Source organism: Paralimibaculum aggregatum, from assembly GCF_030270585.1.
Classification (GTDB): domain Bacteria; phylum Pseudomonadota; class Alphaproteobacteria; order Rhodobacterales; family Rhodobacteraceae; genus Thermohalobaculum; species Thermohalobaculum aggregatum.
Genome location: NZ_BSYI01000009.1, coordinates 38,645 through 61,345 on the forward strand (window position 1 = coordinate 38,645; position 22,701 = coordinate 61,345).

The window sequence follows — 22,701 nt, forward strand, 5'->3', positions numbered from 1 at the left end:
CCGGCCGCGACGCCTGTCACCGGACGCGTGGCGGCCAGCGGGGCCGGCGCCGCCCGGCGGCGCGCAGACCGGACACGACACGAAAACGAAAGGGACCGTCCATGTTCGCCACACCCGCCTATGCCCAGGATATCGGAGGAGCCGGCGCCATGGGGGGGCTGGCCGGGATCATCCCGTTCATCCTGATGTTCGTCATCTTCTACTTCCTGCTCATCCGCCCGCAGCAGAAGCGGATGAAGGAGCACAAGAAGATGGTCGAGAACCTGCGGCGCGGCGACCAGGTGGTGACCGCCGGCGGCATGATCGCCAAGGTCACCAAGGTGATGGATGACGACGAGGTCGAGGTGCAGATCGCCGAGGGCGTGAAGATCCGCATCGTCAAGTCGACGGTCTCGGCGGTGCTCTCGAAGACCGAGCCGGCGAACGACTGACGACCCGACGACCGCCGGGGCCCGCAGCCGCGCCGAGCGCCGCCGCCGGGCCCCGCCCGCGGCCCCGAGGGCCGCGACCCCCGGCGCGACCCAGCGAGGAGAAGCGCGATGCTGCAGTTCCCCATTTGGAAGACACTCCTCGTCATCGGAGCCTGCCTCGCGGGCCTGATCTTCTCGGCGCCGAACCTGTTCTACGAGACCGCCGACGAGGCCGGCCGCGCGCGCGCGCAGATCGAGAAGATCGAGCGTGCCGGCGGCACCCCGGACGCGGCGCTGCTGGCCGCCGCCGAGGCCTGGCCCTCCTGGCTGCCGCCGGGGGTGGTGCGGCTCGGGCTCGATCTGCGCGGCGGCGCGCATCTGCTGGTCGAGGTGCAGATCGCGGAGGTCGTCGGCGAGCGGCTCGAGGGGCTGCGCTCCGAGGTCCGCGAGGCGCTGCGCGAGGCCGGCGTGCGCCGCTTCACCGGGCTCGCCGCGACGCCGGAGGAGGTCCGCGTCACGATCTCCCAGGCCGAGCAGGTGGAGACCGCGGGCGCGGCGCTGCGCGGGCTGGCGCAGCCGGTCGGCGGCGGCATCGCCGGCGGCTTCGGCATGGGCGGCATCGCCGGCGGCTCGGATCTCGAGGTCACGCTGAGCGATGACGGCGCCACCTATCACCTGCGGCTCACCGAGGCCGCGGTCGAGGCGATCACCGACCGCACCATGGCGCAGTCGCTCGAGATCATGCGCCGCCGCATCGACGAGAGCGGCACCCGCGAGCCGACGATCCAGCGCCAGGGCGCCGACCGCATCCTGATCCAGGTGCCGGGCATCGGCTCGGCCGGCGAGATCCTCGACCTGATCGGGCGCACCGCCAAGCTGACCTTCCACGATGTCGAGGGCTTCGGCGAGGAGAGCTACAGCCCCGGCCCCGGCCAGATCGTGGTCGAGGACGCCGAGGGCGGCGCGCCCTATCTGCTGAAGCGCCGCTCCGAGCTGACCGGCGAGAACCTCACCGATGCCAGCCTCGGCTTCCACCCGGAGACCGGGCTGCCGGTGGTCAACTTCCGCTTCGACACCCGCGGCGCGCGGATCTTCGGCGACTACACCGCCGCCAATGTCGGCCAGCTCTTCGCCATCGTGCTCGACAACCAGGTGATCTCGGCGCCGCGCATCCAGTCGCCGATCCTCGGCGGCTCGGGCTTCATCGAGGGCAACTTCAACGTCGACAGCGCCACCAGCTTGTCGATCCTGCTGCGCTCCGGCGCGCTGCCGGCCTCGATCAAGGTGCTCGAGCAGCGCACCGTGGGGCCGGATCTCGGCGCCGACTCGATCTCCGCCGGCTCCGCCGCCACGGTGCTCGCCTTCATCGCGGTGCTGGTCTTCATGATGGCCGCCTATGGCCGCTTTGGCACCTTCGCCGCGGTGGCGCTGGTGCTCAACATGGCGATGCTGATCGGGCTGCTCTCGATCATCGGCGCGACGCTGACGCTGCCCGGCATCGCCGGCATCGTGCTGACCATCGGCATGGCGGTGGATGCCAACGTGCTGATCTTCGAGCGCATACGCGAGGAGCTGCGCTCCGCCAAGGGGCCGTCGCGGGCGATCGACCGGGGTTATTCCGAGGCGCTCTCGGCGATCATCGACGCCAACATCACCACGCTGATCGCCGCGGTGATCCTGTTCGCCATCGGCTCCGGCCCGGTCAAGGGCTTCGCGGTAACGCTCGGGCTCGGCATCGTCACCTCGGTGTTCACCGCGACCATGGTGACCCGGCTGATGGTGGTGCGCTGGCTCGACTGGGCGCGGCCGAGCGCGCTGCGCGTGGTGCTGCTCAAGCTGGTGCCGGAGGAGACCCGGATCGGCTTCATGGGCATGCGCAAGGGGCCGCTGGTCGGCTCCGCCGCGGCCTGCATCGGCGCCATCGCGCTGGCGGCGGTGATGGGGATGAACTTCGGCATCGACTTCCGCGGCGGAACGATGATCGAGATCCGCACCGCGCAGCCGGCCGACCTGGCCCAGATCCGCGAGACGGTGAGCGGCATGGAGCTCGGCGACGTGGCGGTGCAGAGCTTCGGCTCGGAGCGCGACGTGCTGGTGCGCATCGAGGAGCAGGCCGGCGACGGCGACGACCGCATGGCGGTGGCGCAGGAGGTCGAGCAGGTGCTGGTCGAGGCGCTGCCGGGCACCGAGGTGCGCCGGGTCGAGGTGGTCGGGCCGAAGGTCTCGGGCGAGCTGCTGCAGGCCGGCGGGCTGGCGATCCTGCTCGCGGTGCTGGCGGTGCTGGTCTATATCTGGCTGCGCTTCGAATGGCAGTTCGGCCTCGGCGCGGTGGTGGCGCTGCTGCACGACGTGGTGCTGACCGTCGGGGTCTTCGCGGTCACCCAGATCGAGTTCAACCTGGCGATCATCGCGGCGATCCTGACCATCGTCGGCTATTCGCTCAACGACACCGTGGTGGTGTTCGACCGGGTCCGCGAGAACCTGCGCAAGTACAAGAAGATGCCGCTGATCGAGCTGCTCGACCTGTCGATCAACGAGACCCTGGCGCGCACCGTGATGACCTCGGTGACGACGCTGATCGCGCTGGTGGCGATGTTCCTGCTCGGCCCGCCGGTGATCCAGGGCTTCACCTTCGCGATGATCTGGGGCGTGGTGATCGGCACCTATTCCTCGGTCTTCATCGCGGCGGCGACGCTGCTCTGGTTCGGCGTCAACCGCGACTGGTCGACGGCGGAGGAGAACAAGGCCGGGATCCGGCTCGACGGCGCCCAGGTGTGAGCGCGGCCTGAGCGCGGCCTCAGCGCTCCGGGGCCGGCGGGCCGGGCTGCGGGCCGGCTGCGGCCGGGATGCGCCTCGGATGCGCCCCGGGTGCGCCCCGGGGGGCCGCTGGCTCTCCGGCCCCGCACCCCGCGCTGGCGCGCGGGTGCCGGGCCTCGAGCGGTGGCCCGCCGCCACCCCCGCCGCCGCCACGCGCTGACGCGCGCGCCGGCGGCGCGGCTGGCGGCGGGGCTTGCTGCCGGGGACCGGGCAGGCGGCGATCGGACCGGCCGGGATCCGGCGAACGGGGAGCGGATGATGCGGATGCACGAGATGGGCTTCGGCGCGCAGCGGCCGATCGACAGCTACGGCCCCGGCGGCTTCCGGATCGGCGGCGACTGGATCGCCGGCTCGGTGCTGGTCTCCGCCGATGGCATCGCGCCGGCCGAAGGCGAGATCACCGAGCCGGCGATCGCCCCGGTGCTGGCGATGGCGGCGGAGATCGACGTGCTGCTGATCGGCCAGGGGCCGGAGATCGCGCCGCTGCCCGGCCCGGTACGCCGGGCGCTGGAGGCGGCCGGCATCGGCGTCGAGATCATGTCGACCCCCGCCGCCTGCCGCGCCTACAACGTGCTGCTGGCCGAGGAGCGCCGGGTCGCCGCGCTGCTGATCGCCCTCTCCTGACCAACCCCGACAGGCGGTGCAGTGCCGCGCGGGCCGGCGTGCCGTGGGTGGGCCGCGATGCCGTCCCGGCCGCCGCGACGGTGCAGGGGCGGGGCACGCCGGCCCGCGCGGCCGGGCCTCCGTGCATGGGCGCTTGACTGCGCCGGCGCCGATGTCATCATTCTGTCACATATCCCCGGCTGGCAGGGAGTGCCGCCCATGGCAGAGACCTATATCCGCGTGCCCCGCGTCAGGCCGGTGCCCGCCGCGCCCGAGCCGCTGCCGGCCGGGCCGGTGGCGCTGCCGCCGGCCTGCGAGGCGCTGCTCGCCGCCCGCCATGCCGTGCGGCTGGCCCGCGCCGAGGCGCGCTCGCTGAGCCCGCCCTATCTGGCCGGCGTGCGCGCGCAGCTGGCGGCCGAGCGCGCCGTCGAGCTCAACCTCGCCCGCGGCCGCGCCGCGACCCGGCGCGAGATCCGCCGCGCCACCGATCCCGCCCGCTTCCGCCCCGGCCGCGCGCGCTTCCCGGCGCTCGAATGCATCGCCTGCGCGCCGCTCAGGATGCTCGGCGTCGCGGTGGCCGGGCTGGCGGCGCCCTTCGCGCTCTATTTCGCCCTGGTCGCGCTGATCCTGCTCTGAGCGCCGGCGCCGCGGCCATCGGCGCGCCAACAATCCGCCGCGGCGGCGCGCATTTCCCTTTCGCCCCGGCCCCCGTGGCATATATGAGGCGGGAGGGTGCGGCGCCGCCAGGCGAACCGCGCCTCTTGGCCCAATGACGAGGAGGGACACATGGCCTTCACGCTTCCCGATCTGCCTTATGCCCATGACGCGCTCGCCGCCACCGGCATGAGCCGCGAGACGCTGGAATACCACCACGATCTTCACCACAAAGCCTATGTCGACAAGGGCAACGAGCTGATCGCCGGCACCCCCTGGGAGGGCGCCGACAACGCCAAGCTTCCCGAGGTGATCGCCGCCACCTATGGCAAGGACGAGTACCAGGGCCTGTTCAACCAGGTCTCGCAGCACTGGAATCACATCCAGTTCTGGGAGATGATGTCGGCCGATATCGGCAAGATGCCGTCGGAGCTGGAGAGCCGCATCACCGCCGATTTCGGCTCGGTGGAGGACTTCAAGAAGGCCTTCGTCGCCGCCGGTGCCGGGCAGTTCGGCTCGGGCTGGTCCTGGCTGGTGGTCGATGGCGGCAAGCTCAAGGTCACCAAGACCCCGAACGGCGTGAACCCGCTCTGCTTCGGCCAGACCGCGCTGCTCGGCTGCGATGTCTGGGAGCATTCCTACTACATCGACTACCGCAACCGGCGCCCGGCCTATATCGAGAACTTCCTCGACAACCTGGTGAACTGGGAGAACGTCGCGAGCCGCCTCCCGGCGGCCTGAGCCGACGCGCTGCGACCGCCGGCCGGGGCCGCCCCGGCCGGCATGCAGGGTGCGGCACGCGTGCCCCCTGCAAACCGGCTTCCCGCCCGGCCCGCTACCGCCGCCGCCGCGGATGCGCTATCCGGCTGCTCTCATCACCGGAGGGACCGACGGATGACCGGCTCTGCCGCGGGCATCGCCGCGGGTCTGGCGGCGGCCACGATCTGGGGCCTGAACCCGCTCTATTTCGATCTCCTGCGCCACGTGCAGCCGCTGGAGCTGCTGTCCCACCGGGTGCTCTGGGGCGCCGTGGTGGTCGGGCTCTGGTGCCTTGCCACCGGCCGCGGCCCGCGCATCGCCGAGGCGCTGCGCACGCGCCTCGCCGGGCTGGCGCTGACCGCGAGCCTGATCACCGTCAACTGGCTGGTTTTCCTGACCGCGATCCAGGCCAACCGCGCGGTCGAGGCCGGGCTCGGCTACTACCTGATGCCCCTCTGCGGCGTCGCGCTCGGCGTGCTGGTGCTGGGCGAGCGGCTGAGCCTCCGGCAATGGATCGCGGTGGGGCTGGCGGCGCTGGCGGTGGCGCTGCTGCTGGCCGGGGCCGGCCCGGCGCCGGTGATCCCGCTGGTGCTGGCGGTGAGCTTTGCGATCTACGGGCTGGTCCGCAAGCGCCTCGGGGTCGGCGCGATCTCCGGCTTTGCGGTGGAGGCGCTGTTGCTGAGCCCGCTGGCGATCGGCTGGCTGCTGGTCGTGCATGCCGGGCTCGGGCCGGAGAGCGCGGCGCAGCCCGGCGCGGCGTTCGGGCGCGACCTGCGCTCGACGCTGCTGCTGCTCGCCGCCGGGCCGGTCACCGGGCTGCCGCTGGTGCTCTTCGCCGAGGCGGCGCGGCGGCTGCCCTATGCCACCGCGGCGCTGGTGCAGTACCTCAACCCGACGCTGCAGGTGTTCTGCGCGGTGGTGCTGCTGGGCGAGACCGTGGGCCCCGGCTTCGTGGCGGCGCTCGGGCTGGTCTGGGCCGGGCTCGCGCTCTACACCAGCGAGCTGCTGCGCCGGAAGCCGGAGGCGAAGCCTCCGGCCGGGCCTGGCACCGGGTCGCAAACCGGGCAGGGGGCCGGGCCAGAGACGGGGCGGGGCGCCGCCCCCGGCCCGGCGGGATAGCGCCGGCTCAGGCCGGCGCGCCGGCCCGGGTGAGCAGCGCGATGGCCTCCTCCGGGCTCGCCGCCACGCGGTAGAAGCCGCGGAAGGTCTCGCCCATGAAGCCCTGGTCCTCGATATGCTCGAGCATCGCCAGCAGCGGGTCCCAGTAGCCCTCGTGGTTGACGATCACCACCGGCTTGGCGTGCAGGCCGAGCTGGCGCCAGGTCAGCACCTCGATCAGCTCGTCGAGGGTGCCGGGCCCGCCGGGCAGTGCCACCACCGCGTCGGAGTTCATGAACATCAGCTTCTTGCGCTCGTGCATGGTCTCGGTGACCACCAGATTGGCGATCGGCCCGGTGGCGATCTCCATGTCGACGATGTGCTTGGGGATGATCCCGGTGACATGCGCGCCGGCCTCCACCGCGGCGCGCGCCGCCTCGCCCATCAGCCCGACATCGCCGCCGCCATAGACGAGGCGCAGCCCCGCCTCGGCGACGCCGCGGCCGAACCGCCGGGCGATCTCGGCATAGCCCGGCTCGCGCCCGAAGCGGGAGCCGCAATAGAGGCAGACGGATCGGATCGGGCGGGTCATGGGCAGGCTCCGGACAGGCAGGGAGGCAGGCGACGGGCGGCGGGCGGGTAGGCGGTAGGCGGGGGAGGCGCTGGCGGCGCCCCGGCCGTCCGTCATCCCAAGGAACGGGGAAAAGCGCAAGGGCCGCGGTTTGACCAGGCGGAGCGCGCCCGTATATGCCAGATGTGATCCGACCGGACCGATGCCGCAGCGGCGGCCAGACGGGAGCCCCCATGAGCCCGAGATCGAGACGACGCACCCCCGGCGCCGGCGGCGGCGAGGCCCCGCCGGACCTGCGCATCCTCGCCCGCGCGCTGCCGGATCTCTGGCCCGAGGGGCGGCGCGACCTGCGCCTGCGGGTGGTGGTGGCGGTGCTGCTGCTGGTGGCGGCCAAGGCGGCGACGATCCTGATGCCCTTCGTCTACAAGGCGGCGGTGGACGCGCTGGCCCCCGGCCAGGGCCAGGCGGTGGCGGCGCCGATCCTGCTGGTGGCGGCCTATGGCGTGGCGCGGCTCGCCGGCACGGTGCTGCAGCAGCTGCGCGACGCGGTCTTCGCCCGGGTCAGCCAGCACGCGCTGCGGCGGCTGGCGCTGCGCACCTTCGGGCATATCCACCGGCTCTCGCTCGGCTATCACCTGTCGCGGCGCACCGGGGCGCTGTCGCGCATCGTCGATCGCGGGGTGAAGGCGATCGACTTCCTGCTGCGCTTCGTGCTGTTCAGCATCGTGCCGCTGATGGTCGAGCTGCTGATCGTCGTTGCGATCTTCTGGCTGCATTTCGGCGCCGCCTATGCCGCGGTGCTGGCGGCGACGGTGGTGGTCTACACGATCTTCACCTTCCGCACGACCGAATGGCGCGTGAAGATCCGCATGGAGATGAACCGGGAGGACCAGGACGCGCACCAGAAGGCGGTGGACAGCCTGCTGAACTACGAGACGGTGAAGTATTTCGACGCCAGCACCCGCGAGGCCGAGCGCTATGACCGGGCGCTCAAAGGCTACCAGGAGGCGGCGATCAAGACCACGACCTCGCTGGCGCTGCTGAATTCCGGCCAGGCGGTGATCATCGCGCTCGGCATGGTGGCGGTGATGGGGATGACCGCGCAGGCGGTGGCGGCGGGCACCATGACGGTGGGCGATTTCGTCATGGTCAACGCCTTCATGATCCAGATCACCGTGCCGCTCAACTTCCTCGGCACGGTCTATCGCGAGATCCGCCAGAGCCTCGTCGACATGCGCGAGATGTTCGAACTGACCGACACCGCGCCGGAGGTGCAGGACGCCCCCGGCGCGCCGGCGTTCCGGCCCGGCGAGGGGCGCGTGACGTTCCGCGGCGTGCGCTTCGGCTACGGGCCCGACCGGGAGGTGCTGCGCGGGCTCGATTTCGACGTGCCGGGCGGCGGCAAGCTGGCCATCGTCGGGCCCTCGGGGGCGGGCAAGTCCACCGTGGCGCGGCTGCTGTTCCGGTTCTACGACGTCACCGGCGGGGCGGTGGAGATCGACGGGCAGGACGTGCGCGGCGTGACCCAGGAGAGCCTGCGCCGCGGCCTCGGCGTGGTGCCGCAGGACACCGTGCTGTTCAACGACACGATCGGCTACAACATCGCCTATGGCCGCGCCGGGGCGAGCCGCGAGGAGGTCGAGGCGGCGGCCCGCGCGGCGCGCATCGACGGCTTCATCGAGGGCCTGCCGCAGGGCTACGACACGCTGGTCGGCGAGCGCGGCCTGAAGCTCTCGGGCGGCGAGAAGCAGCGCGTGGCGATCGCCCGGACGATCCTGAAGAACCCGCCGGTGCTGGTGCTCGACGAGGCGACCTCGGCGCTCGACACCGGCACCGAGCGGGCGATCCAGGCCGAGCTGCGCCGGCTCGGCGAGGGCCGCACGGTGATCATGATCGCGCACCGGCTCTCGACGGTGGTGGAGGCCGACGAGATCGTCGTGCTCGAGGCCGGCCGGGTGGTCGAGCGCGGCACCCATGGCGACCTGCTGGCCCGCGGCGGCGTCTATGCCCGGATGTGGGCCGCGCAGGAGGCCGATGCCGGCCAGCCCGAGGCCGGCGCCGCAGCGGAATGACCACACCGGAGCGCCGGCGCCCTGTCCGCACCGGCGCGCCGCCGGGCCCACCGGGCGGCAGCACTGATGGAGCGGCCAGGCGGAAGCCCTGGCAAGGCGGCCGGACGGAAGCACCGGCAAAGCGAGCGGACGGCAGCGTCGGCGGGGCGGCCGGTCGGCAACATCGGCAGAGCGGCCGGACGGCAACGTCGGCGGCGTGATTCCGCGGAAGCACTGGCGGATGGCCAGCCGACAGCATTGAGAGAGCGGCCGCACGGCAACGCCAGCGGACCGACCGGGCGGGAACACCGGCAGAACGGCCGGACAGCAAGGTCGGCGGTGTGATCCCGCGGAAGCACCGGCGGATGACCAGGCGGCAGCACTAACGGAGCGTCCGGGCGGGAACACCGGCCGATCGCTTGGGCGGGCGTGCCGGCGGGCCGACCGGGCGGCTGCGCCGGCGGAGCGGCCGGGCAGCAACGCCCGCGGTGTGATCCCGCGGAAGCACTGGCGGATGACCAGGCGGCAGCACTGAGAGAGCGTCCGGGCGGGAACGCCGCCAAGGCCGCCGGGTGACAGCGCGGCTGGAGCGGCCAGGCAGAAGCGCCGGCAGCGCGGCCATGCGGGCACGGTGGCGGAGCCGCCGGGCGGGGACACCGGCAGGGCGGCCGGGCAGCAAGGCCGGCGGCGTGACCCGGGCGGCCGCGCGGGTGTCAGCCGACTGGCCGGGTGGCAGTGCCGGCGCGCCGACCGGGCAGCAATACTGGCGGAGCGGCCGGGCGGGAACATCGGCGTGGTGAACCCACGGAAGCACTGGCGGGTGGCAGGCAGGGAGCACTGACGGAGCGGCCGCGCGGGAACGCCGGCGGAGCAGTCGGGGCGGCGTGCTGGCGGGGTGACGCGGGCGGGAGCGCCAGCGGGCCGACCGGGTGATTGCACCGGCGGGGCGGCCGGGCAGGAACGCCGCCGAGGCCGTCGGGCGAGAGCGCCGCTGGAGCGGCCGGGCGCGGGCGCCAGCGGGTCGACCGGGCGGGAGCACTGACGGAGCGGCCGGGTGGGAACACCGGTGGGATGACCGGGCTGGAGCGTCGGCGGAAGGGGCCGGGCGGGAACGCCGGTGGAGTTGCCGGGTGGGAACGCAGCCGGGTCGATCGGGCGGCTGCGCCGGTGGGGCGGCCGGGCGGCAGTGCCGGCAGGGTGACCGTGTGGCAGCGACCGTTTCGTAGCGACCGGGGGGCGGTCGGGCGGGCGGGGCCGCTGGGCGATCACCGAACGACCACCAAACGACCGGGGCGGAGCGCCGGCGCCCGCGCGCGGCGGCGGCCCCGCCCGCCCCGGCGGGTGCTGCGCCGGGCGGCACTGTTCCGCTCCCCCACCGGCCTCCGCCGCGCTCGGGCGCTTCCGGCCGCCGGGCGCGCGCTGCCCTGCCGGGCTTGCCCGCGGCGGCGGCGGCGCCCATGGTGTCCTTCCCGCGGATCGGCGGGATGGGGCAGGCAGGGAGGCATGCGGCGGCCATGAACCTATGGGACATCTTTCTCGGCAGCCGGGATCTCCGGGTCTACAAGTGGAAGCACTATTTCCCCGCCTACGAGCGGCATTTCGCCCGCTTCCGCAACCGCCCGGTGGTGATGCTGGAGATCGGCGTCGCCGGCGGCGGCTCGCTGCAGATGTGGAAGCGCTATCTCGGCCCGCAGGCGGTGATCGTCGGCATCGACATCAAGGAGGCCTGCCGCTCGGCCGAGGAGGACCAGATCGCCGTGCGCATCGGCAGCCAGGCCGATCCGGCGTTCCTCGCCGGGGTGCTGGAGGAGTTCGGCCCGCCGGACATCGTGCTCGACGACGGCAGCCACCGCATGGAGCATGTGCGCGCCAGCTTCGAGACGCTCTACCCGGCGATGGCGCGCGACGGGGTCTACATGGTCGAGGACATGATGACCGCCTATGACCCGGCCTATGGCGGCGGCCAGGGCACCGCGGCGAGCTTCGTCGAGCACGCCAAGGCGGTGGTCGACCGGATGAACGGCGCGCATTGGGGGCAGGGCGACGACTTCCACGCCCGGCACACGGTCTCGGTGCATTTCTACGACGGCATCGTCGCCTTCGAGCGCGGCTTCTATGCCGGCGAGCGCAGCGCGGTGAAGATGGGCCACCGCTCGGCCAAGGACCGCTGGCGGCTGCTCTGAGCTTCAGCCGCGGCGCGCGGCGAAGGCCCCGCCCGCCCGGGTTGTCGGGGCGCCGCCGGTCCGGGTTGCCGGAGCGCTGCCGGGTCGGACTGCCGGGGCGCCGCCGGGCCGGGCTGACGGGGCGCCAGCGGTCCGGGCTGACGGGGCGCCGCCGGGTTGGGCTGACGTGGCGCCGCCGGTCCGGGTTGCCGGGGCGCCGCCGGGCCGGGTTGCGGGCGCGCCGCTGGGCTGGGCTATATGGGCGCCACCGGGCCGGGTGGCTGGAGCGCCGCCGGGCCGGGGGCAGGCTGCCGCACCGGCCGGTGCCGTGCGCCGCGGGTGCCGCCTGCGCCGGCGCGGCCCATGGCCGGGGGGCTTTCCCGGCGGTGCGGCCGGGCGCTGCCGGTGCATGGGTGGGCGGGGCCATGGGCCGCGCCGGCGGCGCCGCCTTCACTCGGCGGCGCGGATCGCCGGACCGCCGCGCAGCTCCTCGGGGGTCGGCGGGCGGCGGCGCATGGGCGGCTCGGCGCCGGCCCAGAGGATCTCCGGCACCGGGCGGCCGCGCAGGCCGCGGGCCAGCCGCCGGTCGGCCCAGAAGCGCCGCGCGCGGCCGAGGCCGAGGCCGATGCGCAGGGTCTCGAGCGCCAGCCGCCCGCCGCGATAGGCCCCCAGCGTCACCCATTCGCGCAGCGCCAGCGCCGCCGGCGTGACCACCAGCGTCAGCACCGTGGCGGTGCCGAGGCCGAACACCACCGCGGTGGCGAGGCTGACCCACCAGAGCGCCGTCGGCGCGCCCCAGACCACCTCGGCCCCGGCGAAATCGAGGCTCACCGCGAACATCATCGGCGCCAGCCCGGCCATGGTGGTGATCGTGGTCAGCAGCACCGGGCGGATGCGGTCCTCCGCGGTCGCGACGATCGCCTCGAGCCGGTTCATGCGCTGCGCATAGGCCTGGAAGGTGTCGATCAGCACGATGTTGTTGTTCACCACGATCCCGGCCAGCGCGACGATGCCGGTGCCGGTCATGATGATCGAGAACTTCTGCCCCATCACCAGCATCCCGACCAGCACGCCGGCCACCGACATCACCACCGCCGAGAGCACCAGCACGCTGTTGTAGACCGAGTTGAACTGCGCCAGCAGGATCACGAACATCAGCCCGAGCGCGCCGATGAAGGCGACGGCGAGGAAGGCCTGGCTCTCCTGCTGCTCCTCGCGGTCGCCGACGAAGGCGGCGCGCACGCCGGCGGGCAGCGGGTTCGCCTCGGCCATCCAGGCCTCGAGCCGGCCCAGCATCTCGACCTCGGAGACGCCCTCCCCGACATCGGCGCGCACCATCAGGAAGCGCTGCCCGTCGCGCCGGTTGATCTCGCCGAGCTCGGGCACCGGCTGGCGGGTGATGAAGTTGGCCATCGGCACCAGGCCGCGCACGGTGGAGACCTTGAGGGTGTCGAGCGTCGAGAGGTTGCGGTGCTCGGGGGCGAAGCGGGCGCGGATGTCGATCTCCTCGTCGACATCGTCGAGGCGCATGGTGTCGAGCAGCGCGCCGCGGGTGACGAGCTGCACGAAGGGGCCGATCGAGGCGATGTCGGCGCCGTAGCGCCCGGCCGCGGTGCGGTCCACGGTGATCTGCCACTCGATGCCGGGCAGCGGGCGGGTGTCGTCGATCTGGGTCAGCCCCGGCATCGTCTCGAGCCGGTCGCGCAGGGTGCCGGCGGCGGCGAGGAGCTGCCCGAAATCGCTGCCCGAGAGCTGGATCTGGATCGGCTTGCCCTGCTTCGGCCCCTCGTCGAGGCGGCGCAGCTCGGCGATCGCGCCGGGGATGTCGGCAATCGCGGCGCGGATATCGGCGAGGATCTCGGCGCCGGGGCGGCGGGTGTCCCACTCCGCCAGCTCCACCTGCACCTGGCCGACCGCGTCCGAGGGCCCGTCGCCGGCCGCCCCGGTGGTCAGCCCGCCGGCGCCGGCGAAGGCGAAGACCGAGGCGACGCCGTCGACCGCCATGATCCGCGTCTCGACTTCGCGCACCAGCCGGTCGGTCTCGGCGAGGCTGAGATTGCCGCGCGCCCGGACATAGACCAGCGAGCGCTCTGGCTCGACCTCGACGAAGAACTCCACCCCGGCCTGGTGCTCGGCATAATAGCCCACCACGCCGACGATCGCGGCGCCGGCCAGCGCCAGCGCGGCGACCGGGCCGACCGGATTGGTCACCACCAGCGCCACCGCCCGGCCGAAGGCGGTGCGGCCCTGGCGGGCGGTGCGGTGGTCGTCGCCGATGCGCGCCGCCGGGTCGGTACGGATCACCCCGAACAGCCGCGCGACGCGCCCGGCGATGCCGCCGAGCACCGGCAGGTAGATCAGCGCCACGATCAGCGAGGCCGAGAGCACGAAGATCAGCGTGATCGGCAGCTGCCCCATGAACTCGCCCGGCATCCCCGGCCAGAGCAGCATCGGCAGGAAGGCGCAGAGCGTGGTGGCGGTGGAGGAGACGATCGGCCAGGCCATGCGCCTTGCCGCCGCCGCATAGGCGCGCATCGGCCCCTCGCCGGCCTGGATCCGCTTGTCGGCATGCTCGACCACCACGATGGCGCCGTCGACCAGCATCCCCACCGCGAGGATCAGGCCGAACATCGTCATGTTGTTGACCGACATCCCGAGCGCCGCCATCAGCCCGAAGGAGAGCAGGAACGAGCCCGGGATCGCGAGGCCCACCAGCAGCGCCGAGCGCGGCCCGAGGGTGGCCAGCACCACGATCATCACCAGCAGCACCGCGGTGATCACCGCGCCCTCGAGCTGCGAGACCATGTCGCGCACCTCGCGGCTCTGGTCCATCGAGAGCGTCACCGTCACCGCATCGCGCAGCGGCTCGGGCCAGCGCGCGGTCTCGGCCGCGACGATCGCGCGCACGGCATCGGCGGTGGCGATGATGTTCTCGCCGATGCGCTTGGAGACCTGCAGCGCGATGGTCTTCTCGCCGTTGTAGCGCGCGGTGCCGGAGGGGTCCTCGAAGGTGCGGCGGATCTCGGCGAGATCGGCGAGGCGCACCACCCGGTCGCCGCTCACCTTGATCGGCAGCGCATAGACATCCTCGGGCCGCTCGAAGGCGCCGGGCACGCTGACCGAGAACGAGGCGGTGCCGCTCTTCACGCTGTCCGCCGGCACCAGCTGGTTGTTGCGCGCCACCGCCTCCAGCAGCTCCTGCGCGGTGAGGTCGTAGCTCTCCAGCCGCAGCGGGTCGACGATGACCTCGATCATCTCCTCGCGATGGCCGGTGAGCTCGGCCTCCAGCACCGCCGGGTTGGCCTCGATGGCGCGCTGCAGGTCCTTGGCCAGCCGCAGCAGCGTGCGCTCCGGCACGTCGCCGGCCAGCGCCACCACGAGGATCGGCAGCTGGCTGAGATTGACCTCGGTGATGGTCGGCTCCTCGGCCTCCGCGGGGAACTCCGCCTCGGCCTCGTCGACCAGTGCCCGCACATCGGCCAGCGTCGCCGCCTTGTCCCAGCCGAACTCGAACTCGAGCAGCACCGAGGCATGGCCGAGCGCGGCGATTCCGGTCAGCTCCTTCAGCCCCTCGAGGCCGCGCAGCTCGGTCTCCAGCGGGCGCAGGATCAGCCGTTCGGCATCCGCCGCCGAGACCCCGGGCAGCAGCACCGAGACATAGAGCACCGGCACGTCGATATCCGGCGCGCCCTCCTTCGGCAGGGTGGTGTAGCTGTAGAACCCGGCGGCGATGGAGATCGCCACGAAGGCCAGGATCATCCGCGCCCGGGCGGCGCACCAGCCGATGATGGCGCTCATCCGAGCTCGTCCCAGGTGATCTCGCTGGGCCGGATCGGCCGCCCGTCGCGCACGAATTCCTGGCCCACCGCGATCACCCGGGCGGTCTCCGGCAGGCCGCGCACCCAGAGCCCGTCGGGCTCGTCGCGCAGGATCGAGACCGGCACGAAGCGGGCATGATGGCCGGTCGCGGTCTCCTCGGCGAGGCGCAGGCCGAGCCGGCCGTCATCGTCCAGCGTCAGCGCCGATTGCGGCACCTTGTGGGCGCGCTCCGGGGCGAGGTCGATGCGCAGCTCCGCGGTCATGCCGGCGCGCAGGCGCCCGTCGGCATTGTCGAGCGTGATCTCCACCTCGTAGGTCCGGGTGTCCTCGTCGGCGCTGCGCGAGATGTAGGTGACGCTGCCCTCGGCCTGCGCGCCGTTCACCAGCCGCACCGAGGCCGGGCCGCCGGGGGTGATGCGGTCGACCACCTGCTCGGAGACGTAGCCGGTGGCGCGCAGCCGCGTGAGATCGGTCAGCGTGGCGCAGACATCGCCGAGCCCGAGCCGCGCGCCGAGCTCGGCGGTGTCGGTCTCGAGGATGCCGTCGAAGGGGGCGCGGATCTCGAGCCGGGCGATGTCGAGGCGGATCAGGTCGACCGCCGCCTGCGCCGCCTCCAGTTCGGCCTGCCGGGCGATGCGCGTGGTCTCGGCGGTGAAGCCCTTGGCCGAGAGGCTCTCGGCGGCGGCGGCATCGGCGCGCGCCTTCTCGCGCCGCGCCAGCGCCTCGGCGAGCTGCGCCTGGCGCGAGCCCGGGTCGATCCGGCAGAGCACCTCGCCGGCGGCGATGCGGGCGCCGCGGCGCCGCGGCTCGGAGACCACCAGTCCGTCGGTCTCGGCGGCGATGCTGACCCGGCGGATCGCCGAGGTGCGGCCCGGCACCAGCAGCCGGTCGGCGGTCTCTTCAGCCGTCACGGTGAGCACCAGCACCGCCACGGGGGCGACCTCGGGTGCGGCCTCGGCGGCGGCGGCAGGGGTCGGCGCAGGCGCCTCGCCGTCCACGACCGGCGCGGGCGCCTCGCCGCGCGGGGCGAAATACACCGCTAGCCCGATCACGACGGCGAGAGAGAGAAGTAGCGAGGTCCAGCGCATGGCGTCCTTGCGGCTCGGATGCGCCGCGGCGCGGCGGTCTCGGAACGTTTCGTGATGGCGGTATTATGGGGCCGCGGGCGGCGGATTAACAGGGGGCAGGCGGAAAATCCCCGGCCCGCGGCGCCGCTTGCGGTGACGTGTCGCCGCCCCGCGCTTCGGGCTGGGAGCGGCGCGCCGGCCCGGCTATGCTGCGCCGCGTTCAGCCAGGCCCGCCACAGGGCCCCACCACCGGGATCCATCACGGGGACCAGCCCCAGGGACCGACCGAGGAGACGCCCATGTCCACCCGCTCGACCATCTCCAAGAAGGCCGCGATCGCCGAGCCCGATGCCAGCGCCCGCAAGCGCATGACCGTGCCCGGCTTCACCGCCCGCAAGGGCGGCGCGCCGCTGATCTGCCTCACCTCCTACACCGCGCATGTGGCGAAGATCTGCGACGAGGTCTGCGACCTGCTGCTGGTCGGCGACAGCCTCGGCATGGTGATCCACGGCATGCCCAACACCCTCGGCGTCACGCTCGAGCACATGATCATGCACGGCCAGGCGGTGATGCGCGGCGCCGACAAGGCGCTGGTGGTGGTCGACATGCCCTTCGGCAGCTTCGAGGAGAGCCCGGAGATCGCCTTCCGCAACGCCGCCCGGGTGATCAAGGAGACCGGCGCCCATGCGATCAAGCTCGAGGGCGGCACCGAGATGGCGCCGACCATCCGCCACCTGACCCGCCGCGGCATCCCGGTGATGGCGCATATCGGGCTGATGCCGCAGGCGATGAACACCGCCGGCGGCTTCAAGGCGGTGCGCTCGCCCGAGCAGTTCGACGCGGTGGCGGCCGACGGCCAGGCGGTCGCCGAGGCCGGCGCCTTCTCGGTGGTGGTCGAGGGCGTCGCGCCGGCGCTCGCCAAGCGGCTCACCGAGGAGCTGCCGATCCCCACCATCGGCATTGGCGCCAGCGCCGACTGCGACGGGCAGATCCTCGTCTTCGAGGACATGGTGGGCCTGCTGCCGCGGGTGCCGACCTTCGTGAAGCGTTACGGCACCATGGAGGAGATGATGCGCGCCGCGGTGGCGCAATATGCCGAGGAGGTCGCCGAGCGCCGCTTCCCGGCCGAGGAGCACACCTACAAGGTCAAGGACTGAGCCCGTGCACGGCATGGAGGCCGGCACCGCCGAGCGCTACCGCGCCTTCGCCGGGAGCGAGCTGCGCGGGATCTCGCCGGTCTATGAGCGGCTCTGCCTCTGGGTGGCGGCGAGCCCGGCGCTGATCGGCTTCCTCGAGACGCTGCCGCGGCCGAAGCGCCAGCCCAACCTGTTCCTCGCGGCGCTGCGCCAGGTCGCCGGGCTGCCGGAGAGCGCGGCGGCGCTGGAGGCGGCGGTGGCGCGCCGCGGCGATGAAATCGGGGCGCTGATGCTGGCCCGGCGCACCCAGACCAACGAGCCCGGCCGTTGCGCGGTGCTGCTGCCGGTGCTGGCGGCGCTGCCCGGGCCGCTGGCGCTGATCGAGGTCGGCGCCTCGGCCGGGCTCTGCCTGCTGCCCGAGCGCTACGGCTACCGGTATGGCGGGCACCGGCTCGGCGCCGGCCCGCCGGTCTTTCCCTGCGACGCCTCGCCGGAGACGCCGCTGCCCCGCGCGCTGCCCGAGATCGCCTGGCGCGCCGGGCTCGACCTCGCGCCGGTCGACCCGCGCGACCCGGAGGCCGCGGCCTGGCTCGAGGCGCTGGTCTGGCCCGAAGAGACCGGCCGGCGCGACCGGCTGCGCGCCGCGCTCGATCTGGCCCGGGCGGCGCCGCCGCGGGTGGTGGCCGGAGACCTCACCGGAGACCTCGCGGCGCTGGCGGCGGAGGCGCGGGCGGCGGCACCGGCGGCGCGGCTCGTGGTCTTCCACACCGCGGTGCTCGCCTATGTCGAGGACCAGGCGGCGCGCGACGCCTTCGCGGCGCATGTCGCGGCGCTCGGCGCGGTCTGGATCGCCAACGAATCGCCCCGGGTCTATCCCGAGATTGCCGCCCGGGCGCCGCCGGCCCCGGGCCCCGGCTGGTTCCTGCTCTCGGTCGACGGGCGCCCGCGCGCCTGGACCCGCCCGCACGGCCAGGCGATCCGCTGGATCGGCTGAGCCGCCAAGCGGTCCGCAGCCACCCCTAGATCTCGTGGCGCCGGCCCCCCGCCGCCGCAGCATCGGCCGCAGCGTTTCCCCGGCGCCACACCTGCGCCCGGGGCCGCGCGCGACGCTTGTGCCGCCGCGCCGCTGTGCTACACTGTGGACATAACAAAAAACTGAACCGAGGCAGCAAGATGAGCAATATTCTTAAGGCAGCGCTTTCGGTGCTGGCGACCGCCCTTCTGGTCGCGACCGGCGCCGAGACCTGATCCCCCGCCCAGAAGCGGGGCAACCGGATGTCCGCAAACCCGCCGCGGCGCCCCTCGGGGCGCCGCGTGCCGTTCTGCCCCCGGCACAGCCGAGAACCCGCGCCACCCGCTCCGCGCAACCCCCCGCTACCCGCACAGGCCCCGCCGCAGGAGCGCCCCGGGCGGCCCGCAGGGCCGGCCGCGCGCCGCCGACGGGCCCGTGAGGGCCCCGAGGCGGCGCGCCCTCCGGAGCGCCGCCTCAGCCGAGCAGCCGCGCGTCGAAGGGATAGCGCGTCAGGTTCTCGTAGCCGGTCTCGGTGATCAGCACCTGGTCCTCGAGCTTGATCGCGAAGTCGCCCGGCGTCGACTGCACCAGCGCCTCGACGCAGAGCATCATCCCCGGCTCCAGCGCATAGTCGAAGGCGCCCTCCTGGAAATCCTGCGGATACTTGATCGAGGGCCACTCGTCGCAGAGCCCGACGCCGTGCATCTTCACGCCGTAGCGCCCGGGCACGAACTCCTCCGGCAGCGCATGCCCGCCGAACACGATGTCGCGGAACGGGACGCCCGGCTTCAGCATCTCCATGTTGGTCATGATGTGCTCATGGGCGATGCGGAACTGCCGGCGCATCTCCGGCGTCGGGTCGTCCTCGCCCACCCACCAGGTCCGGGAGATGTCGGCGCACATGCCGTAGCAGCCGATCAGGTCGGTGTCGAAGGCGACGATCTCGTTCGGCCGGATCACCCGCGGCCCGCATTCCTGGAACCAGGGGCTGGTGCGCGGGCCCGAGGCCAGCAGCCGGGTCTCGATCCATTCGCCGCCGCGGCGGATGTTCTCCGAATGCAGCACCGCCCAGACCTCGTCCTCGCTGAGCCCGGGGCGGCAGGCCGCCTCCATCGCCGCCACCGAGGCCTCGCAGGCATGCATCGCGCAGCGCATCGCCCTGATCTCGTCCGGCCCCTTGATCGCGCGGGTCTTCTCCGAGAGCTCCTCGCCCTCCATCACCGCGAAGCCGGCGGCCTCGAGCGCCTGGAAGCCGGCGACCTGGATCTTGTCGACCCCGAGCCGCCGGTTGCCCGGCGCATGCGCCTGCATCAGCGCCGCGACCTCGCCGGCAAAGCCCCGCGCCACGTCGTGGCCGCGGTCGCCGGTGGCGAAATAGAACATCGAGGCGCCGCCGCGCACCTCCTTCACCGCCGGGTTGAAGTCGGAGAGGAAGGCGAAGGCGGCGCCCTTGTACTCCCAGAGCACCATGTGCCCGTCGGCGCAGACCAGCAGCGCGCGGAACGGGTTGTGCGCGTTCCAGAGCTGCATGTTGGTCGAATCGGTGGCGTAGCGGATGTTGAGCGGGTCGAAGAACAGCACGCCGCCCCAGTCGCGCTCGGCCAGCGCCGCGGTCAGCCGGGCATGGCGGTGCGCGCGCATCGCCGGCAGGTCCGGCAGCTCGAGCCCGGCCGCGGCCCATTCGTCATAGGCGAGCCGGGTCGGGCCGATCTCGGCGCGGTCCGGATCGTCCGGCGTGTTGTCGCCCTTGCGCCCGGGCGGGAGCGCCGGGCGGCGTGCGGGGTCGATCTTCCGGGTCTCCGGGGAAAACGGCGATTGCTCGTTCATCTGGCTGGCCTCCATTCCGCCCGTGCAGGCTCGGCCGGGGCGGGCGGCGGCGTCTATCCGGATAGCGGCACCGGATGTCGCATCCGGGCCGGTGCGGGCGGCGCGGCGCGGCCGGGGCCTTGACGGCGGCCGGCGCGCGCCCGAATACGGCAGCATGGACGCGGTGCGCGAGCAGTACGAGGCCTTCCCCTATCCGGCGCGCGACCCGGCCGAGGAGGCGCGCCGGCTGATCGAGGGCTCGCCCTCGCATCCGCTGGAGATCGACCACTACCTCTTTGCCGGCCGGCGCGACTGGACGCAGCCCTTCCGCGCGCTGGTGGCCGGCGCCGGCACCGGCGACGGGCTGGTGATGCTGGCGCAGAAGCTGGCCGATATCGGCTGTCCGGCGGAGATCACCTATCTCGACATGTCGGTCGCCGCGCGGCAGGTGGCCGAGGCGCGGATGGCGGCGCGCGGGCTGGCGGCGCGCTTCGTGACCGGGGATCTCTGCGAGGCGCCGGCGCTCGGGCGGTTCGACTACATCGACTGCTGCGGCGTGCTGCACCACCTGCCGGAGCCGGATGCCGGCTTCGCGGCGCTGGCCGCGGCGCTGGCCGAGGGCGGCGGCCTCGGGCTCATGGTCTATGCGCCGCATGGGCGGACCGGGGTCTATCCGCTGCAGGCGGCCTTCGGGGCGCTGTTCTCGGGGGATGCGCCGGAGACCCGGCTGCGCCTCGGCCGGGCGGCGGTGGCGGCGCTGCCGGAGGGCAACTGGCTGGCGCGCAACCCGCATCTGGGCGACCACAGGAGCTCCGATGCCGGGTTCTACGACCTGCTGCTGCACGGGCGCGACCGGCCCTACACGGTGACCGAGCTCGATGCGGCGCTGGCCCGGGCCGGCCTCGCGCGGGTGAGCTTCACCGAGCCGGCGCTCTACGACCCGGCGCGCTATCTGCCGGAGAGCCCGGAGATCGCCGAGCGGCTGGCGCGGCTGTCGGAGCCCGAGCGGGCGCAGATCGCCGAGCACCTGGCGGGGCACATCAAGACCCACACGCTCTATGCCGCGCCGGCTGCGGGCGCGGGGGAGCGGCTGGCGCGGCCGGCCTCCGCCGCCGCGGTGCCGCATCTGCGCGGCGCGGCGCCGCGGGCGCTGGCGGCGCAGGTGGCGAAATCCGGCGGCTTCCGGCTGACGCTGAACGGCACCGGCTTCGCCGTGACGATCCCGGCAGCGGCGGCGCCGCTGATCGCGGCGGCCGACGGGCGGGCCTCGCTCGGCGAGATCGCCGCGCGGCTGGGGCTCGACTGGCTTGCCTTCTCGGCGCGCTGGGGCGCGGTGCATCGCGGGCTGACCGGGTTCAACCTGCTGCACTATTCGCGGGGGGCGCGGGGATGAGCGCGGCGCCGCCCTGGGTGCTGGACCACGCGCCCTATACCCCCTTCATGGAGCCGCGCACGGCGCGCCCGCCCGGGCTGATGCCGCTGGAGGGCCTGCCGCTGGCGGTGCGCGATGCCGATTTCGCGGCGCAGATGGCGGAGCGCGAGCGGCTGCTGGCCGAGCGCCCGGACGAGGTGCTGGCCTGCCTGCCCGGCGCCGAGGCCGCGGCGGAGGAGCTGGCCGCGCTGTTCGCCGGCACGGCCTCGGGCCGGGCGGCGCTCGCCGCGCTGGGGCGCAGCACGGCGGAGGACTGGTGCCTCCTGATGCCGGATGCCGCCGCCGCGGAGTATCGGCTGGTGGCGGCGGTGCTCTGCTTCCCCTCGCGCTGGTCGCTGGCGGAGAAGATCGGTCGCCCGCTCACCGCGATCCATGTGCCGGTGCCGGATTACGACGGCGTGATGGCGCGCCGGGTCAACCGGGTCTTCGAGGCGCTCAGGCCGGGGCGCGGGCTCTGGCGGGTCAACTGGCTGGTGCACGACACCGCCGCGCTGCACCTGCCGAAGGGCACGGCGGAGAAGGTCGCCGAGCGCCCGGAGCTCTCCGGCCCGCTCTATCTGCGCACCGAGCGCCAGACGCTGACCCGGCTGCCGCAGACCGGCGCGGTGGCCTTCGGGATCAAGACCTCGGTCTGCCCGCTCGAGGCGCTGCGCCCGGCCGAGGCGGCGGCGCTGGCGCGCGAGCTGGCGGCGCTGGAGCCGGCCACCATCGCCTATCGCGCCGGGGCCGATCTGCAGGCGGCGGCGCTGGCGCGCCTGTCCGCGCTGGTGGGAGCCTGAGATGCGTCTTGCCGGAAGCTGCCATTGCCGCGCCGTCGTGTTCCGCCTCGAGGTGCCGGCGCCGGTGCCCTTCCAGCGCTGCTACTGCACGATCTGCCGCAAGACCGCGGGCAGCGGCGGCTTCGCGATCAATATCGGCGGGCTGGCGGAGACGCTGGAGATCGAGGGCGACGGCGCGGCGCATCTCGGCACCTATCGCGCGCGGCTGGCGGATGGCACCGAAAGCGCGGCGGAGCGGCGCTTCTGCACGCGCTGCGGCTGCCATCTCTGGCTCTGGCACCCGCGCTGGCCGGCGCTGATCCACCCCCATGCCGGCGCGATCGACACCGAGCTGCCCGAGCCGCCGGAGCGGGTGCACATGATGCTGGGCAGCCGGGCCGGCTGGGCGGCGCCGGAGCCCGGCCCGGGCGACCGCTGCTTCGACGCCTATCCGGAGGAGAGCCTTGCGGACTGGCATGCGCGGCACGATCTCTGAGCCGGCGGCCCGGCGACGGTTCCGGACAGGGGCCCGGACAGGGCGCTGGA

General features: G+C 73.6%; 17 protein-coding genes. 13 read left to right on the top strand and 4 right to left on the bottom strand.

Annotated features, from left to right (window positions below; genetic code table 11):
- Positions 1 to 101: 101 nt before the first annotated feature.
- The 6 genes from yajC (at position 102) to rarD (ending at position 6,362) form a co-directional block, all read left to right on the top strand.
- Positions 102 to 431 (top strand): preprotein translocase subunit YajC, encoded by a 330-nt coding sequence (yajC, locus tag QSJ97_RS07235; protein WP_285671016.1) that lies wholly within the window; start codon positions 102 to 104, stop codon positions 429 to 431.
- Positions 432 to 539: 108 nt separating this feature from the next.
- Positions 540 to 3,188 carry a protein translocase subunit SecD gene (secD, locus tag QSJ97_RS07240; RefSeq protein ID WP_285671017.1) on the top strand — a complete coding sequence of 883 codons (2,649 nt, stop codon included), beginning with the start codon at positions 540 to 542 and terminating at the stop codon, positions 3,186 to 3,188.
- A 297-nt stretch (positions 3,189 to 3,485) separates the two neighbouring features.
- Complete coding sequence (locus QSJ97_RS07245) at positions 3,486 to 3,851, top strand: Mth938-like domain-containing protein (RefSeq protein ID WP_285671019.1); 366 nt, start codon at positions 3,486 to 3,488, stop codon at positions 3,849 to 3,851.
- A 198-nt stretch (positions 3,852 to 4,049) separates the two neighbouring features.
- Entirely contained in the window at positions 4,050 to 4,466 is a 417-nt protein-coding gene (locus tag QSJ97_RS07250) for a hypothetical protein (RefSeq protein ID WP_285671020.1), read from the top strand.
- A 150-nt stretch (positions 4,467 to 4,616) separates the two neighbouring features.
- Entirely contained in the window at positions 4,617 to 5,225 is a 609-nt protein-coding gene (locus QSJ97_RS07255; RefSeq protein WP_285671021.1) for a superoxide dismutase, read from the top strand.
- 153 nt (positions 5,226 to 5,378) lie between these two features.
- Complete coding sequence (gene rarD / locus QSJ97_RS07260) at positions 5,379 to 6,362, top strand: EamA family transporter RarD (RefSeq protein ID WP_285671022.1); 984 nt, start codon at positions 5,379 to 5,381, stop codon at positions 6,360 to 6,362.
- A gap of 7 nt (positions 6,363 to 6,369) precedes the next feature.
- Here the strand turns inward: rarD and QSJ97_RS07265 are convergent, their stop codons facing one another.
- Positions 6,370 to 6,933: an LOG family protein gene (locus QSJ97_RS07265; protein WP_285671023.1), complete on the bottom strand. Its 564-nt coding sequence runs from the start codon at positions 6,931 to 6,933 to the stop codon at positions 6,370 to 6,372.
- Between the two features lie 212 nt (positions 6,934 to 7,145).
- Here QSJ97_RS07265 and QSJ97_RS07270 point away from each other — a divergent pair, with 212 nt between their 5' ends.
- Together QSJ97_RS07270 and QSJ97_RS07275 are read left to right on the top strand one after the other, a co-directional pair.
- Entirely contained in the window at positions 7,146 to 8,984 is a 1,839-nt protein-coding gene (locus QSJ97_RS07270; RefSeq protein WP_285671024.1) for an ABCB family ABC transporter ATP-binding protein/permease, read from the top strand.
- 1,493 nt (positions 8,985 to 10,477) lie between these two features.
- Entirely contained in the window at positions 10,478 to 11,146 is a 669-nt protein-coding gene (locus QSJ97_RS07275) for a CmcI family methyltransferase (RefSeq protein WP_285671026.1), read from the top strand.
- A 429-nt stretch (positions 11,147 to 11,575) separates the two neighbouring features.
- Here QSJ97_RS07275 and QSJ97_RS07280 read toward each other — a convergent pair whose 3' ends face one another.
- Together QSJ97_RS07280 and QSJ97_RS07285 are read right to left on the bottom strand one after the other, a co-directional pair.
- Positions 11,576 to 14,923 carry an efflux RND transporter permease subunit gene (locus QSJ97_RS07280; RefSeq protein WP_285671028.1) on the bottom strand — a complete coding sequence of 1,116 codons (3,348 nt, stop codon included), beginning with the start codon at positions 14,921 to 14,923 and terminating at the stop codon, positions 11,576 to 11,578.
- Positions 14,920 to 16,032 carry an efflux RND transporter periplasmic adaptor subunit gene (locus QSJ97_RS07285; protein ID WP_285671029.1) on the bottom strand — a complete coding sequence of 371 codons (1,113 nt, stop codon included), beginning with the start codon at positions 16,030 to 16,032 and terminating at the stop codon, positions 14,920 to 14,922. Before QSJ97_RS07285 ends, QSJ97_RS07280 begins: the two co-directional genes overlap by 4 nt.
- 278 nt (positions 16,033 to 16,310) lie before the next feature.
- On the opposite strand from QSJ97_RS07285, the gene panB reads away from it, so the two are divergent.
- Together panB and QSJ97_RS07295 are read left to right on the top strand one after the other, a co-directional pair.
- The gene (panB, locus tag QSJ97_RS07290; RefSeq protein ID WP_434220896.1) at positions 16,311 to 17,168 is read left to right on the top strand and encodes a 3-methyl-2-oxobutanoate hydroxymethyltransferase; all 858 of its coding nucleotides are present in this window, start codon (positions 16,311 to 16,313) and stop codon (positions 17,166 to 17,168) included.
- A 13-nt stretch (positions 17,169 to 17,181) separates the two neighbouring features.
- Positions 17,182 to 18,141 carry a DUF2332 domain-containing protein gene (locus tag QSJ97_RS07295; RefSeq protein ID WP_285671129.1) on the top strand — a complete coding sequence of 320 codons (960 nt, stop codon included), beginning with the start codon at positions 17,182 to 17,184 and terminating at the stop codon, positions 18,139 to 18,141.
- A gap of 492 nt (positions 18,142 to 18,633) precedes the next feature.
- Here the strand turns inward: QSJ97_RS07295 and dddP are convergent, their stop codons facing one another.
- On the bottom strand, positions 18,634 to 19,986 hold the full coding sequence (gene dddP, locus QSJ97_RS07300; protein ID WP_285671030.1) for a dimethylsulfonioproprionate lyase DddP: 1,353 nt from the start codon (positions 19,984 to 19,986) through the stop codon (positions 18,634 to 18,636).
- A gap of 154 nt (positions 19,987 to 20,140) precedes the next feature.
- Between dddP and QSJ97_RS07305 the strand changes: the two genes are divergently transcribed.
- The 3 genes from QSJ97_RS07305 to QSJ97_RS07315 are packed head-to-tail and all read left to right on the top strand — an operon-like array spanning position 20,141 to position 22,651.
- Complete coding sequence (locus QSJ97_RS07305) at positions 20,141 to 21,358, top strand: class I SAM-dependent methyltransferase (RefSeq protein ID WP_285671031.1); 1,218 nt, start codon at positions 20,141 to 20,143, stop codon at positions 21,356 to 21,358.
- A complete protein-coding gene (locus QSJ97_RS07310) occupies positions 21,355 to 22,176 on the top strand; it encodes a heme-dependent oxidative N-demethylase family protein (RefSeq protein ID WP_285671032.1) in 822 nt (273 codons plus the stop codon). The genes QSJ97_RS07305 and QSJ97_RS07310 overlap by 4 nt, the downstream gene beginning before the upstream one ends.
- A 1-nt stretch (position 22,177) precedes the next feature.
- A complete protein-coding gene (locus QSJ97_RS07315; RefSeq protein WP_285671033.1) occupies positions 22,178 to 22,651 on the top strand; it encodes a GFA family protein in 474 nt (157 codons plus the stop codon).
- The last annotated feature ends 50 nt before the right edge of the window (positions 22,652 to 22,701 follow it).

Excerpts from the sequence above, each read along its gene's own strand:
- QSJ97_RS07245 (WP_285671019.1), top strand. The coding sequence starts at position 3,486 with ATGCGGATGCACGAGATGGGCTTCGGCGCGCAGCGGCCGATCGACAGC.
- QSJ97_RS07250 (WP_285671020.1), top strand. The coding sequence starts at position 4,050 with ATGGCAGAGACCTATATCCGCGTGCCCCGCGTCAGGCCGGTGCCCGCC.
- QSJ97_RS07295 (WP_285671129.1), top strand. The coding sequence starts at position 17,182 with ATGGAGGCCGGCACCGCCGAGCGCTACCGCGCCTTCGCCGGGAGCGAG.
- dddP (WP_285671030.1), bottom strand. The coding sequence starts at position 19,986 with ATGAACGAGCAATCGCCGTTTTCCCCGGAGACCCGGAAGATCGACCCC.
- yajC (WP_285671016.1), top strand. The coding sequence starts at position 102 with ATGTTCGCCACACCCGCCTATGCCCAGGATATCGGAGGAGCCGGCGCC.
- QSJ97_RS07285 (WP_285671029.1), bottom strand. The coding sequence starts at position 16,032 with ATGCGCTGGACCTCGCTACTTCTCTCTCTCGCCGTCGTGATCGGGCTA.
- QSJ97_RS07305 (WP_285671031.1), top strand. The coding sequence starts at position 20,141 with ATGGACGCGGTGCGCGAGCAGTACGAGGCCTTCCCCTATCCGGCGCGC.
- QSJ97_RS07280 (WP_285671028.1), bottom strand. The coding sequence starts at position 14,923 with ATGAGCGCCATCATCGGCTGGTGCGCCGCCCGGGCGCGGATGATCCTG.
- QSJ97_RS07275 (WP_285671026.1), top strand. The coding sequence starts at position 10,478 with ATGAACCTATGGGACATCTTTCTCGGCAGCCGGGATCTCCGGGTCTAC.
- QSJ97_RS07265 (WP_285671023.1), bottom strand. The coding sequence starts at position 6,933 with ATGACCCGCCCGATCCGATCCGTCTGCCTCTATTGCGGCTCCCGCTTC.
- secD (WP_285671017.1), top strand. The coding sequence starts at position 540 with ATGCTGCAGTTCCCCATTTGGAAGACACTCCTCGTCATCGGAGCCTGC.
- panB (WP_434220896.1), top strand. The coding sequence starts at position 16,311 with ATGTCCACCCGCTCGACCATCTCCAAGAAGGCCGCGATCGCCGAGCCC.
- QSJ97_RS07255 (WP_285671021.1), top strand. The coding sequence starts at position 4,617 with ATGGCCTTCACGCTTCCCGATCTGCCTTATGCCCATGACGCGCTCGCC.
- QSJ97_RS07315 (WP_285671033.1), top strand. The coding sequence starts at position 22,178 with ATGCGTCTTGCCGGAAGCTGCCATTGCCGCGCCGTCGTGTTCCGCCTC.
- QSJ97_RS07310 (WP_285671032.1), top strand. The coding sequence starts at position 21,355 with ATGAGCGCGGCGCCGCCCTGGGTGCTGGACCACGCGCCCTATACCCCC.
- rarD (WP_285671022.1), top strand. The coding sequence starts at position 5,379 with ATGACCGGCTCTGCCGCGGGCATCGCCGCGGGTCTGGCGGCGGCCACG.
- QSJ97_RS07270 (WP_285671024.1), top strand. The coding sequence starts at position 7,146 with ATGAGCCCGAGATCGAGACGACGCACCCCCGGCGCCGGCGGCGGCGAG.